Origin of the sequence: Streptomyces sp. NBC_01618 (assembly GCF_045209435.1) — a bacterium.
Classification (GTDB): Bacteria; Actinomycetota; Actinomycetes; order Streptomycetales; family Streptomycetaceae; genus Streptomyces.
In genome coordinates this window covers 5,567,875-5,580,405 of the sequence record NZ_CP109297.1, presented here as the reverse complement: position 1 = coordinate 5,580,405, position 12,531 = coordinate 5,567,875, and the positions used below count along the sequence as shown (strand labels likewise).

The 12,531-nt window shown below is 70.8% G+C and carries 12 protein-coding genes; 7 read left to right on the top strand and 5 right to left on the bottom strand.

The window, feature by feature from the left end:
- The first annotated feature begins 16 nt into the window (after nucleotides 1-16).
- The 5 genes from OH735_RS26045 to OH735_RS26025 all read left to right on the top strand — a co-directional run bounded on the left by OH735_RS26045 (nucleotide 17) and on the right by OH735_RS26025 (nucleotide 5,216).
- Nucleotides 17-955, top strand: coding sequence for a cellulose-binding protein (locus tag OH735_RS26045; RefSeq protein ID WP_384450906.1), 939 nt, complete (start codon nucleotides 17-19; stop codon nucleotides 953-955).
- A gap of 96 nt (nucleotides 956-1,051) precedes the next feature.
- On the top strand, nucleotides 1,052-2,044 hold the full coding sequence (locus OH735_RS26040) for an ABC transporter ATP-binding protein (RefSeq protein WP_406384013.1): 993 nt from the start codon (nucleotides 1,052-1,054) through the stop codon (nucleotides 2,042-2,044).
- 5 nt (nucleotides 2,045-2,049) lie between these two features.
- Entirely contained in the window at nucleotides 2,050-2,829 is a 780-nt protein-coding gene (locus tag OH735_RS26035) for an ABC transporter permease subunit (protein WP_406384011.1), read from the top strand.
- A gap of 318 nt (nucleotides 2,830-3,147) precedes the next feature.
- A complete protein-coding gene (locus OH735_RS26030; protein WP_406384009.1) occupies nucleotides 3,148-4,338 on the top strand; it encodes an ABC transporter ATP-binding protein in 1,191 nt (396 codons plus the stop codon).
- The gene (locus tag OH735_RS26025) at nucleotides 4,335-5,216 is read left to right on the top strand and encodes an ABC transporter permease subunit (RefSeq protein ID WP_406384007.1); all 882 of its coding nucleotides are present in this window, start codon (nucleotides 4,335-4,337) and stop codon (nucleotides 5,214-5,216) included. The genes OH735_RS26030 and OH735_RS26025 overlap by 4 nt, the downstream gene beginning before the upstream one ends.
- A 45-nt stretch (nucleotides 5,217-5,261) precedes the next feature.
- On the opposite strand, the gene OH735_RS26020 is transcribed toward OH735_RS26025, so the two are convergent.
- Nucleotides 5,262-5,591 carry an ATP/GTP-binding protein gene (locus OH735_RS26020; RefSeq protein ID WP_406384005.1) on the bottom strand — a complete coding sequence of 110 codons (330 nt, stop codon included), beginning with the start codon at nucleotides 5,589-5,591 and terminating at the stop codon, nucleotides 5,262-5,264.
- 211 nt (nucleotides 5,592-5,802) lie between these two features.
- On the opposite strand from OH735_RS26020, the gene OH735_RS26015 reads away from it, so the two are divergent.
- On the top strand, nucleotides 5,803-6,846 hold the full coding sequence (locus OH735_RS26015) for an LLM class flavin-dependent oxidoreductase (protein WP_406384003.1): 1,044 nt from the start codon (nucleotides 5,803-5,805) through the stop codon (nucleotides 6,844-6,846).
- Between the two features lie 74 nt (nucleotides 6,847-6,920).
- Here the strand turns inward: OH735_RS26015 and OH735_RS26010 are convergent, their stop codons facing one another.
- A complete protein-coding gene (locus OH735_RS26010; RefSeq protein ID WP_406384001.1) occupies nucleotides 6,921-7,313 on the bottom strand; it encodes an SCO5389 family protein in 393 nt (130 codons plus the stop codon).
- A gap of 261 nt (nucleotides 7,314-7,574) precedes the next feature.
- Here OH735_RS26010 and nucS point away from each other — a divergent pair, with 261 nt between their 5' ends.
- Nucleotides 7,575-8,246 carry an endonuclease NucS gene (gene nucS / locus OH735_RS26005; RefSeq protein WP_406383999.1) on the top strand — a complete coding sequence of 224 codons (672 nt, stop codon included), beginning with the start codon at nucleotides 7,575-7,577 and terminating at the stop codon, nucleotides 8,244-8,246.
- 61 nt (nucleotides 8,247-8,307) lie between these two features.
- Here the strand turns inward: nucS and OH735_RS26000 are convergent, their stop codons facing one another.
- The 3 genes from OH735_RS26000 to OH735_RS25990 form a co-directional block, all read right to left on the bottom strand.
- Entirely contained in the window at nucleotides 8,308-10,839 is a 2,532-nt protein-coding gene (locus OH735_RS26000) for an ATP-binding protein (protein WP_406383997.1), read from the bottom strand.
- A 220-nt stretch (nucleotides 10,840-11,059) separates the two neighbouring features.
- Complete coding sequence (locus OH735_RS25995) at nucleotides 11,060-11,383, bottom strand: STAS domain-containing protein (protein ID WP_351788426.1); 324 nt, start codon at nucleotides 11,381-11,383, stop codon at nucleotides 11,060-11,062.
- 235 nt (nucleotides 11,384-11,618) lie between these two features.
- Complete coding sequence (locus tag OH735_RS25990) at nucleotides 11,619-12,467, bottom strand: 3-hydroxyacyl-CoA dehydrogenase family protein (RefSeq protein ID WP_406383994.1); 849 nt, start codon at nucleotides 12,465-12,467, stop codon at nucleotides 11,619-11,621.
- Nucleotides 12,468-12,531: the final 64 nt, after the last annotated feature.

The following is a 12,531-nucleotide window of genomic DNA, read 5'->3' as shown; positions in this document are numbered from 1 at the left end:
ATTCGACAGGAACCCCATGAGCGACCCTTCCTCCCCCTTCGGCTTCGAGCTCGTGCGACGTGGATACGACCGCGGTCAGGTGGATGACCGCATTACCAAGCTCGTCGCCGACCGTGATAGTGCTCTCGGCCGCATCACGTCTCTGGAAAAGCGCATCGAGGAGCTCCACCTCGAAACGCAGAACGCCCAGGCCCAGGTGAACGACGCGGAGCCGTCGTACGCCGGTCTCGGCGCCCGTGTGGAGAAGATCCTCCGCCTGGCCGAGGAGGAGGCGAAGGACCTGCGTGAGGAGGCCCGTCGCGCCGCCGAGCAGCACCGTGAGCTCGCCGAGTCGGCCGCCCAGCAGGTGCGCAACGACGCCGAGTCGTTCGCCGCCGAGCGCAAGGCGAAGGCCGAGGACGAGGGCGTCCGTATCGTCGAGAAGGCCAAGGGCGAGGCCGGCACGCTGCGTGCCGACGCCCAGAAGGACGCCGCGCAGAAGCGTGAGGAGGCGGACGCCCTCTTCGAGGAGACCCGCGCCAAGGCCGCCCAGGCCGCCGCGGACTTCGAGACCAACCTGGCCAAGCGCCGCGACCAGTCGGAGCGCGACCTCGCGTCCCGTCAGGCCAAGGCCGAGAAGCGTCTCGCCGAGATCGAGCACCGCGCCGAGCAGCTCCGACTGGAGGCCGAGAAGCTCCGTACGGACGCCGAGCGCCGGGCCCGTCAGACGGTGGAGACGGCACAGCGCCAGTCCGAGGACATCGTGGCCGACGCGAACGCGAAGGCCGACCGGATCCGCAGCGAGTCGGAGCGCGAGCTGGCGGCGCTCACCAACCGCCGCGACTCGATCAACGCCCAGCTGACCAACGTCCGCGAGATGCTGGCGACGCTGACCGGTGCCGCGGTGGCCGCCGCCGGCACCCCCGCCGACGACGAGCCGGTCACCCGCGGCGTTCCGGCTCAGCAGACCCGCTGACCCCGGAGTACGCAGTCGTACGGCCCGTGCAACCCTCGCGCGCCCGGTTCCGCCTTTGTGGTGGCGCCGGGCGCGCGGCCGTTCTAGCGTGAACGCATGATCGAGCTCGATGGCCTCACCAAGCGCTTTGGCAACAAGGTTGCCGTCGACCGGCTCTCGTGCCGCGTCAGACCCGGAATGGTGACGGGCTTTCTGGGGCCCAACGGGGCGGGCAAGTCCACCACGATGCGGATGATGCTCGACCTCGACAACCCGACCAGCGGTTCGGTGCGCATCGACGGCAAGCACTACCGCGACCTCGAGGAACCCCTCAAGTACATCGGTGCGCTGCTGGACGCCAAGTCGATGCACGGCGGGCGCAGCGCGTACAACAACCTGCTCTGCCTCGCCCAGAGCAATCGCATCCCGCAGAGCCGGGTCGCGGAGGTCCTGGACACCGTCGGCCTGACCGCGGTGGCGAAGAAGAAGTCGAAGGGTTTCTCGCTCGGCATGGGCCAGCGGCTCGGCATCGCCGCGGCGCTGCTCGGCGACCCGAAGGTGCTGCTCTTCGACGAGCCGGTCAACGGTCTGGACCCCGAAGGCATTCACTGGATCCGTAATCTGATGAAGGCACTCGCCGCAGAAGGCCGGACGATCTTCGTCTCCTCGCATCTGATGAGCGAAATGGCACTCACCGCCGACCACTTGATCGTGATCGGTCAGGGCAAGCTGCTCGCCGACACCTCGATGGCCGATTTCATCCACCAGAACTCCCGCAGTTACGTACGGCTGCGCTCCCCGCAGCAGGAGCGGCTGCGCGACGTGCTGCACCAGGAGGGGCTCGTCGTGGTCGAGACGGGGAACGGCACGCTGGAGATCGACGGCGCCACCACCGAGGCGCTGGGCGAGCTCGCCGCCCGGCATCAGATCGTGCTGCACGAGCTGAGTTCCCAGCGGGCCTCCCTGGAGGAAGCGTTCATGCAGATGACGGCGGATTCGGTGGAGTACCACGCACACTCCGACCTCGCCGAGTCACCGCCTCCCGTGGGCCCGCACTGGGACGATCCGTACAGTCGGCAGACGCCCTCCGGCACCGGGAAGGGGGCGTGACGACGATGGCATCGGTACCCGCGGTCCTCACCTCCGAGTGGACCAAGATCCGTACGGTCTCGTCGACCGTCTGGACCCTGATCTCCGCGTTCGTCGTCACCGTCGCGATGAGCGCGGCGCTCTGTGCCCTGATGAACGCCCAGTTCAACGACCTGCCCGTGGCGGAGCGGGCCACCTTCGACCCGACGCTCATCAGCTTCTCCGGCATGGTCCTCGGCCAGCTGGCCATGGTCGTCTTCGGTGTGCTCGTGGTCGGTACGGAGTACAGCTCGGGCATGATCCGCACCTCGCTGGCGGCCGTGCCGCAGCGTGGTTCGTTCCTCTTCAGCAAGGTCGCGGTGGCCGGTGTGCTGGCCCTGGTGGTCGGCATCGTCACCAGCTTCGTCTCGTTCTTCCTCGGACAGGCCCTCCTCGGCGATCACCACACCGACATCGGCGCCGAGAACGTCCTGCGCGCGGTCGTCGGCGGCGGCATCTACATGGGCCTCATCGGGATCTTCTCCATGGGCGTGGCGACGATGCTGCGCAGCTCCATGCTGTCGCTCGGCATCCTGATGCCGTTCTTCTTCCTGGTCTCCCAGATCCTGTCGGCGGTCCCGGGCGCGAAGAAGGTCGCCCGCTACTTCCCCGACCAGGCCGGGTCCAAGATCATGCAGGTGGTTCCGGACGCCATGAACAGCAATCCCGCTCCGTACGGTCCGTGGGGCGGACTCGGCATTCTGCTCGCCTGGGTGGTGGCCGCGCTGGTCGGTGGCTATCTCGTACTGAAGAAGCGCGACGCGTGAGCGAAGGGCGAGACGGGTGACCGGAGCGCTCCGGGGTGTGTGACCGGAGCGTTCGGGGGTGTGTGACCGGGGTGCTCGGGGGTCTGTGACCGGGGTGCTCGGGGGTCTGTGACCGGGGCGCTCGGGGGTCTGTGACCGGGGTGCTCCGGAGTGCGTGTCCCGCCCCCGGAAGCGCTCCGTCCGCTCCGACGCGGGGATGTGCTCGCGCAACGGCTTGGGCGGAACCGTCAAGGCCTGGATATCCTCCTAACTCTTACGGGGGTGTGCGGCCGAACGGCCCGGGCCCCGACGACAGACAGAAGTCGATGGGGCTGGAGCATGATCGAGGCAGTCGGCCTGACCAAGCGCTACGGTGCGAAGACGGCCGTGCACAACCTTTCCTTCCAGGTGCGGCCGGGCGCCGTCACCGGATTCCTCGGTCCCAACGGGTCGGGCAAGTCCACCACCATGCGCATGATGCTGGGCCTGGACCGTCCGACCTCCGGTCATGTCACGATCGGCGGCCACCCCTTCCGCAGCCTGCCGAACGCCCCGCGTCAGGTGGGTGCGCTGCTGGACGCGAAGGCGGTGCACGGCGGGCGCAGCGCCCGTAACCACCTCCTCTCGCTCGCCCAGCTCGCCGGTATCCCGGCCGCCCGGGTCGACGAGGTGCTCGGCGTCGTCGGTCTGCACGACGTCGCGCGCAAGCGGTCCAAGGGCTTCTCCCTCGGCATGGGCCAGCGGCTCGGCATCGCCGCGGCGCTGCTCGGCGACCCGAAGGTGCTGCTCTTCGACGAGCCGGTCAACGGCCTCGACCCCGAGGGCATCCTCTGGGTCCGCAATCTGATGAAGACGCTGGCGTCGGAGGGCCGTACGGTCTTCGTCTCCAGCCATCTGATGAGCGAGATGGCACTCACCGCCGACCATCTGATCGTGATCGGCCGCGGGCAGCTGCTCGCCGACATGAGCATCAAGGAGTTCATCTCCGCCAACTCGGCCGACTTCGCCCGGGTGCGGGTCGCGGACGGTGTGCGGGAGCAGCGGGAGAAGCTGACCGCCGCGCTCACCGAGGCGGGCGGCCAGGTCATGCCGGAGCCGGACGGGGCCCTGCGGGTCACCGGTCTGCAGCTGCCGCGGATCAGCGATCTGGCCCACGAGTCCGACGTCCGGCTGTGGGAGCTCTCGCCGCACCAGGCCTCGCTGGAGGAGGCGTACATGCGGATGACGCAGTCCGCCGTGGACTACCGCTCGACGGCGGACCAGAAGGTGGGGCTGCAGCAGCCGGTGCCCGACGGGTACGGGTACGGCCGGCCGCCCGGTTACGGGCCGCAGCCCGTGCCGGAGATGCCGCAGCAGGGCTGGTACGCCCCGCCGCCGCCCGGACAGAACCCGTACGCGGCAGCCCCGGCGGCGCCGGCCGCCCCGGCCGCACCTGCCCCGGCCGCACCTGCCCCGGCCGCACCTGCCCCGGCAGCGCCCGCAGACCCCGCAGACCCGACCAAGAGCGAGACCAGCGAGGACGCCCGATGACGACACCGCCGCCCCCGCAGGCGCCGTACCAGCAGACCCCCGCCCCAGCCGATGCCCCGCGGCAGCACTGGCAGGACGACGCGGCCGGGCTCTACGCCTCACCGATCCCGCTGCGCGCCGCCACCCTCGGTGACGCGCTCGCCTCCGAGTGGACCAAGATCCGTTCAGTGCGCTCCACGATGTGGACGCTCGGCATCATGATCGTGCTGGTCCTAGGCTTCGGCGTGACGACAGCGGTCCTGCTCAGCGTGACCGACGCCAACACCGAAGGCGTCCCGAAGCTGAGCTTCGGATTCTTCGGCGTGCTCCTGGGCTCGATCTGTGTGATCACGCTCGGTGTCATGACCATCGCCTCCGAGTACGGCACGGGCCTGATCCGTACGACGCTCACGGCCTGCCCCAGCCGTGCCCGGGTGCTCACCGCCAAGGCGATCGTCTTCTTCCTGCTCACCTTCACGATCACGACGGTGGTGACCACGGCGGTCGCCGCGGTGCAGTCGGCCATGCTGGACGGCAGCGAGCCCACCGGCGGCGAATGGCTGCGCGCCACGGTCGGCGTCGGCCTCTACATGGCGACGCTGGGGCTGCTCTCGCTGGCGATCGGCGCGCTCATCCGGCATTCCGCGGGTGCGATCACGATCATGATCGGGGTGGTGCTACTGCCACTCGTGCTGGCCCTGTTCATGTTCACGAAGGCGCTGGAGGACCTGCAGCGGGCACTCTTCGAGTACTCGATCCCCAGCCAGCTCAGTGCCTTCTACGACACCTCGGTCACCGGATCGGGGCCGTCCGGCTGGGACCCGCTGTGGATCATGCTCGGGGTGACCGCCGTGGCCATGCTCGGCGCGTACGTCACGCTGGAGAACCGCGACGTCTGACCGCGCCCCGGCCCGGCCCGCGACTGGCCCGGCCGGTCGCCGGGCTCAGTAGCGAGGCGCGTTCCTGGACCGCTGCACCTGTGTGGTGCGGCGGTCCTTCGCGTTCCAGCAGGCCTTGTGCCAGTGCCTGCGGTCGTCGATCCCGCCGTACTCGGACCAGGCCACCAGGTGCGGGACGCCGGACGCGATCTCCTGGTCGCAGCCGGGGCAGCGGTAGCGCTTGCCGAGCGCGCTCGCGCCGCTGACCGGGCGTACCGTCCACTCCTCGCCCCGCCACTCCTCGGTGCGTCCCCCACCGCCGTACCGGGCGCCCGGTTCCGCGGTGCTGTCGTGGGGACTCTCGCCGCCTCGGGGGCGGTTGCGGCGCGGGGACACGTGACACCTCACGGGGCAGGCTGGGCAGTTCCGTCCAGCGTAGGGCCATTCGGCCGAGCCCCGTGTCCGGCACCGTCCGGGGGGGGCGCCCCGGACGGGGTGAGTTACCGGAAAATCGCAACAACCTGCCGGTGGACCGTGCCCTTGGCACGTGTCAGACGTTGTTGCAAGTAGGGGAGAGCCCGCGTCGGCCGCAAGGAGGCAATTGGCGATGCGTGTGGGAACGTTCGTACTGGCAGCCCAGTTTCCGGGACAGGGGCCGGCTGAAGCGCTGCACCGCGCGATCCGGTCCACCGAGGTCGCGGAGGAATCCGGCCTCGACTCCGTCTGGCTGGCGGAACATCACTTCGTGCCGTACGGGGTCTGCCCGTCCGCCGTCACGCTGGCCGCGCTGCTGCTCGGCCGCACCCGGAGAATCCGGGTGGGTACGGCGGTGAGCGTGCTGCCGACCCAGCATCCGGTCGCGCTCGGCGAACAGGCCGCGCTGCTCCACCTCACCAGTGGCGGCAGATTCATGCTCGGCGTCGGCCGGGGCGGCCCCTGGGTGGATCTGGAGGTGTTCGGCGGGGGCCTGGAGGCGTACGAGAAGGGCTTCCCGGAGTCCCTGGAGCTGCTGCTGGACTGGCTGACCCGGCCCCGGGTCGCGGGCCACGGGGAGCGCTACGGCTTCCGCGAGGTGGCGGTGGTCCCCCGGGCCGACGAACTGCTCGGCCAGGACGGCGCCGAGAGCCCCGGCGGCCCCGAGGTGGTCGTCGCGTGCACCTCGCCGAAGACGGTGCGGATCGCCGCGGAGAACGGTCTGCCGATGCTGCTCGGGATGCACTGCGGGGACGAGGAGAAGGCCGAGATGGTCGCCCTGTGGCGCTCCGCCGCGCTCGCCGCGGGGCGCTCGCCCGAGAGCGTCCGGGGAGCCGGACATGTGTCCGCAGGGGTGGCCCAGATCGCCGACCGTGCCGAGGACGCCGTGGAGACGCTCGTGAAGACGATGCCCGGCTGGCTGCGGCAGGGCCTGGACGCCCATGTGACGGTCGACGGCCGGCACCGGGTGATGCGCGACCCGGTCGCCTATACGGAGCTGCTGTGCGGCCTTCATCCGGTGGGCCCGCCCCGGCTCGCCGCCGACCGGCTCGCCGCCACCGCGGAGCGGACCGGCATCACCCGCTTCGCGCTTCTGGTGGAGGGTTCGGGAGATCTGGCGGCCACGGAGGAGAACGTAGCGCGGCTGGGCACCGAAGTACTGCCGCTGCTCACATGACACATCGTAAGGAGTAACGGTGCTGCCGCCCCGGAGCCAGTTGCACCTCCCGCGGCCCGGAGCGGCAACAGGTCCTAGCAGTCCCGCAGTTCGGGCGACTGATTGAGCAACTGACCCCTCACCGAGGTGAATCGGGCCAGCCGCTCGTCGACCGAGGCATCCAGCGGGAACACCGCGACGCGGTGGCAGTTCTGGAATGCCAGACGCACCCCGAAGTGCCGCTGCAGAGCGCCGCGTATCGCATCACTCGCGAGCGCGCGCAGCAGCTGACCACGTGCCTGCTCGTCCGGCGGGGGCGTCTGGTTGTCGGCGAACTCTCCGCCGTCGACCTTCAGCTGAGCCACCAGAGAGCTGATCATCTCCCAGGCGTAGGGCAGGGAGGTCCGGACGCAGTCGACGAAGTCGGCTTCGTCGACCTCGCCTCGCTCGGCCTGTTCCAACAGCACCGGTGAGACGTCGAGCGACATGGGTTCTCCTCTCGCGACCCCGACGACGGGCCGGGGCCTTACGGGCAGGGAAGGAGGACGGCGACGCAGCGTGCACACACGGCGACCTCCTGCTTACACGGTAAGGGTGCAGTCCTGGCCGCACCAGGAGATTGGGAACACAACCGGCCAATAACGAAGGGGAGCAAAGAGGGGCAAGACCGAAAGCCGTCGGTCCGGGTGATCGCGGGCGGCAGGGGGAGAATCGCGTGGAGCACCCGTCGTCGAGTAGCGTTGCCGACCATGCGTCTCGTCATCGCCCGCTGCTCCGTGGACTACGCCGGCCGGCTCACGGCCCACCTGCCCTCCGCTCCCCGTCTGATCCTGGTGAAGGCGGACGGGAGCGTGTCGATCCACGCCGACGACAGGGCGTACAAACCCCTGAACTGGATGTCACCGCCCTGCACCCTCAAGGAGGGCATGGACGACACCGCGGGCATCTGGACCGTGGTGAACAAGGCGGGCGAGAAACTGATCATCACGATGGAGGAAATCCTCCATGACTCGTCCCACGAGCTGGGTGTCGACCCGGGCCTCATCAAGGACGGCGTCGAAGCGCATCTGCAGGAACTGCTCGCTGACCGGATCGAGACACTCGGCGAGGGCTACACCCTGATCCGCCGTGAGTACTTCACCGCGATCGGCCCCGTCGACATCCTGTGCCGCGACGCCGACGGGCAGACCGTGGCCGTGGAGCTGAAGCGGCGCGGCGACATCGACGGCGTGGAGCAGCTGACCCGCTATCTGGAGCTGCTCAACCGCGATCCCCATCTCGCCCCGGTGAAGGGCATCTTCGCGGCGCAGGAGATCAAGCCGCAGGCGCGGGTGCTGGCGACGGACCGCGGGATCGGCTGTGTGGTCCTCGACTACGACGCGCTGCGCGGCATCGAGGACGACAAGCTGCGGCTGTTCTGAGACCTCCTTCGAACGCCGGACGTGCACGTCGCGTCCGGCGTTCAGCGTCCCCGGGGGCGGCTCAGACCACCGTGGGGCCGCTGTCCCCGCTCGCTGCCGCCGCCGGTGACGACAACGTCAAGGAGGGCCCGCTCGCCGAGTCGGACGTGTCGGGCTCGGTCGGCTCGGGCTCGGTCGCCGTGTCCGTCGGGCTCGGGGCTTCGGTGTCCGACGGGCTCGGGGGCGGGCTGCTCGGCTTCGTCGACGTGGACTCCGTCGGGCTGGGCGACGTGCCCGGCCCGGTCGGCCCGTCCGGCGACGGCTTGCCGCTGGACGGCTCGGCCGACGACGAGGTCTCGCCCGGCTCCGCCGAACCACCGGACGGCGTACCGCTCCCGCTCGGCGTGACCTCGCTGCCCGACGGGCCAGGCGTCACCGCGGCGCCGCCGGCCGCCGGGCCCGCGGGGGCCGAACCGTCCGTCGGCCCGTCCGCCGGGACCTCGTTCCCGCTGTCGTCGCGGCTCACCGACTCCTCGCTCGTGACCCCCGGGTTCCCCTGCGCATCGCCGCCGGAGGTCAGCCCCAGCACCACCACCGTCCCGAGCACACCGGCCAGGAGCACGCCGGCGCCCGCGGCGACGGAATTGCGACGGACCTTGCCCAGCACCGCCAGGCGGCCTCCCCGCGCACCTCCGGCGGCCGAGGGGGCGCTCTGCCGGGCTATCACCGCGGTGGCTTCCTCGTACGGCCGCGACAGGGTCTGCGTCACGCCTGCCGTCGGACCGACGGGCGGCCGCACCGGCTCGTCCGGCCACGGGACCGGCACCTCGTCGCCCACCGGCGCGAGAACGTCCGGCAGCGGGCCGCCGGAACGGTCCGCGACCAGGGCGAGCGCGCGCCGCCCGGCCACCGCACCGGACTTGTCGGCGAGCGCCCCGCGCATGCTGATCGAGGTCTCCAGCTCCGCCCTGGCCCGGTCCGGATTGCCGGTGCAGAGCGCGAGAACACCCAACTCGTGGTGGAAATAAGCCTCTTCGGCGACCTCTCCGACGATCCTGGCCGCCTCCTGACCGAGCCGCAGGGCCCTTTCCCAGGCACCCCAGTGCAGTCCGGCGGCGAAGGCGGGAGCGGCGCTGCGGGCCAGCAGCACGGCCGCGCTGGTCTGCCTTGACCCCTCGCCGGGGACGAGCTGCGCCATGGCCGCGACGACGGCGTCGGCCTCGGCGGTCACCCGTGCGGGGGTGACCGAGGGGTGACCGGCCCACCAGGCGTAGTGCTGGGCCGCCGTCCGGGCCCGGTCGATGGCGTCCTCGGCGTATCCGGCGGCCGCCAGCTGGGCGGCGACTGAGGCGGCCAGCCGGTAGCGGGGACCGGCCGGGGAGAGCAGTCCGCAGCCGGCCAGTTCACCGAGCGCGGCGTCGGCGTGGGTGTCCCCCACGAGCGCCGGCAGATGCGCCTGGTGGGGCACCTCGCCGCCGAGTGCGACCGCGAAGCGCAGGGTGTCGCGGGCGGGCCCGCTCAGCCGCGAGGCGAGCAGCGCGGCGGGCGCCGCGCCCTCGCCGAGGCTGGGCAGCGGTATGTGGACGCCGTCGACGTCCTCGTCGTGCCCGAACGGCGCGTCCGCGGACCGGAGGTCGAGGCCGTCGTACGCCTCGGGGTCGGTGCGCAGCAGGTCGCGCTGGCGCAGCAGGGCGCCCGCCTGGACGAAGCGCAGCGGCAGCCCCTCCGACTCGAACCAGAGGTCTCCCGCCCAGTTCGCCTCCTCGTCGGTGAGCGGTCGCTCGACGACATTCTCCAGCAACTCGAGCGAGGAGCCGCGTCCGATGCCCGCGAGGAAGACCTCTTCGAGGTGCGAGTCAGCGGTGGGTGCGGCGACATCCGGAGTCGTCGCGAACAGGAAGGCGCACTCGGGCGTCGCATCGAGCAGCTCCTCCAGAGCGGCCCCGCCGAATTCCAGGTCGTCGAGCACGACGACGGCGCCGATGGTCCGGACCCGGTCGAGGAGACCGGCGCGGTCGGGCCGGTGCAGCGGCGCCTCGTACACGGCCTCGAAGAGCCCGTACAGCAGGTCGGTGGCGGTCCGCTTGTGGCCGCTGAGCCGTACGACCCCGTCCGGCGCGAGGTCCGCGCAGTCGGCAGCCACGGCGTCCAGCAGTGCCGTACGCCCGGATCCGGCCGGTCCGGTGAGCCGCACCGAGCGGCCGCGGGCCAGCAGGCGCACCAGCCGTTCGCGCTCTTCCGCGCGCTCCAGGAGGGGCAGTTGCGGAGCGGGCGGCCCCGGCGGCACGGGCGGCGCGGTGGCGCGTTCCCGGTCGGTGCGCTCGGCCGCGGTGCGCCGGACCGGCGAATCGGGCTGCTCCCCCGGAGGGCACAGCTCGACCTCGCTGCCGTCGACCGGGTTGACGGTGAGGAGGTAGTCGCCCGATATGAGCCGGACGACGCGCGCCTGCTGCGGCGTTTGCTGGCCGAACTCCGGCGCCACGGGGCCTCCCCTGCCCGAACGCGGCTGAGAGCCCGGGGACGCGTCGCGGGACGGCCGGCGTCGGCCGTCCGCCTCGCCGAAGTCGTCGTCGTCCCGGCCGTACTCTTCCGGCCCCCGGTGTGTCGGGTCCATCGCCAAAGCCCCCAGACGCGTCGCGCACGATTGCCCCTCCCGGCCTCGCACGCCCTGCTGTCGCTTCTGGTCCGGTGTCCGCCCGGTGGGTTCCGTCAATCGGCGGACGGCCGAACCCTAAACCGTCGCACGATGCCCCCGCACAGTCGGGGTGCCACGCCGCCCGAAGCGCGCGTTCTCGTGCGGAATGTGCACCCCGCTCACGCCGCGCGGCCGGGCCCTACACGCGGGGCAGGAAGTCCGCGGCGATGCCGCCTTCGATGGCCAGGATGCGGTGCAGTCGGGTCGCCACCAGCAGGCGTTGCATCTGCGGCGGCACGCCGCGGAGCACCAACCGTCGTCCGGCCCGTCCGGCCCGGCGGTGCGCGCCCATGATGACGCCGAGTCCGGTGGCGTCCCAGGAATCCAGCTCGGTCAGGTCGAGCACCAGGTCGCCGACTCCGTCGTCGAGGGCCGAGTGCAGGGCCGTACGGGCGTCCGCCGCGCTTCGGACATCGAGGCGGCCCCCGACGACCAGCTCGGCGTGGTCGCCCCTGATGTGCATATGCGCTCCCCGGGATTACTCCGTAGAAAGGTTCGTCTGTCTGTTCTGCCTCTCCCACAACTGACTGCGGCAGTGACAGGGAAGTTGCCGTCTGTAAGCGAACCGATACCGAATTCACTCCGTGGAGTGACCCAGGCCCGGCACGGAACCGTGCGGATCCGCTGATTCCGGGTGACTCCCCCCGGTCTCCGGGCCTGACTGACGGCAGATCAGGCAACCGGAGGACCGAAAACGATCAGTACGTGTAGAAGCCCTGCCCGCTCTTGCGGCCGATGTCACCTGCATCCACCATCCGGCGCATCAGCTCCGGCGCCGCGAACTTCTCGTCCTGCGACTCGGTGTAGATGTTGTCCGTCGCGTGCAGCAGGATGTCGACGCCGGTCAGGTCCGCCGTGGCCAGGGGGCCCATGGCGTGGCCGAAGCCCAGCTTGCAGGCGATGTCGATGTCCTCGGCCGAGGCGACGCCCGACTCGTACAGCTTGGCGGCCTCGACGACGAGCGCCGAGATCAGCCGGGTGGTGACGAAACCGGCCACGTCGCGGTTCACGACGATGCAGGTCTTGCCGACGGACTCGGCGAACTCCCGTGCGGTGGCGAGGGTTTCGTCGCTGGTCTTGTAGCCGCGTACGAGTTCGCAGAGCTGCATCATCGGCACCGGCGAGAAGAAGTGCACACCGACGACCCGCTCGGGGTGCTCCGTCACGGCCGCGATCTTCGTGATCGGGATGGCGGAGGTGTTGGAGGCGAGCACGGCGTCGTCCCGGACGATCTTGTCGAGGGTCCGGAAGATCTCGTGCTTGACCTCCAGCTTCTCGAAGACGGCCTCGACGACGACATCCGCGTCGGCGACCGCGTCGAGGTCGGTGGTGGTGGTGATGCGGGCAAGCGCGGCATCTGCGTCGGCCGCCGCCAGCTTCCCCTTGGAGACGAATTTGTCGTACGAGGCCTTGATGCCGTCGCGTCCACGGGTCAGAGCCTCGTCGGTGACATCACGCAGCACGACGTCCCAGCCCGCCTGGGCGGAGACCTGCGCGATGCCGGATCCCATGAGTCCGGCTCCGATGACGGCGAGCTTCCTGGCCACGTCTGCACCCCTTGGTTTCTGTTCGCCTCTGCAGCTGGTCCCTGCACGGCCGGTCCTAACGGTT

What these genes read in the sequence shown, in the direction of transcription:
- OH735_RS26035 (WP_406384011.1), top strand. Translation starts at nt 2,050, where the DNA reads ATGGCATCGGTACCCGCGGTCCTCACCTCCGAGTGGACCAAGATCCGT.
- OH735_RS25995 (WP_351788426.1), bottom strand. Translation starts at nt 11,383, where the DNA reads ATGCACATCAGGGGCGACCACGCCGAGCTGGTCGTCGGGGGCCGCCTC.
- OH735_RS26025 (WP_406384007.1), top strand. Translation starts at nt 4,335, where the DNA reads ATGACGACACCGCCGCCCCCGCAGGCGCCGTACCAGCAGACCCCCGCC.
- OH735_RS26015 (WP_406384003.1), top strand. Translation starts at nt 5,803, where the DNA reads ATGCGTGTGGGAACGTTCGTACTGGCAGCCCAGTTTCCGGGACAGGGG.
- OH735_RS26000 (WP_406383997.1), bottom strand. Translation starts at nt 10,839, where the DNA reads ATGGACCCGACACACCGGGGGCCGGAAGAGTACGGCCGGGACGACGAC.
- OH735_RS26010 (WP_406384001.1), bottom strand. Translation starts at nt 7,313, where the DNA reads ATGTCGCTCGACGTCTCACCGGTGCTGTTGGAACAGGCCGAGCGAGGC.
- nucS (WP_406383999.1), top strand. Translation starts at nt 7,575, where the DNA reads ATGCGTCTCGTCATCGCCCGCTGCTCCGTGGACTACGCCGGCCGGCTC.
- OH735_RS26045 (WP_384450906.1), top strand. Translation starts at nt 17, where the DNA reads ATGAGCGACCCTTCCTCCCCCTTCGGCTTCGAGCTCGTGCGACGTGGA.
- OH735_RS26030 (WP_406384009.1), top strand. Translation starts at nt 3,148, where the DNA reads ATGATCGAGGCAGTCGGCCTGACCAAGCGCTACGGTGCGAAGACGGCC.
- OH735_RS26040 (WP_406384013.1), top strand. Translation starts at nt 1,052, where the DNA reads ATGATCGAGCTCGATGGCCTCACCAAGCGCTTTGGCAACAAGGTTGCC.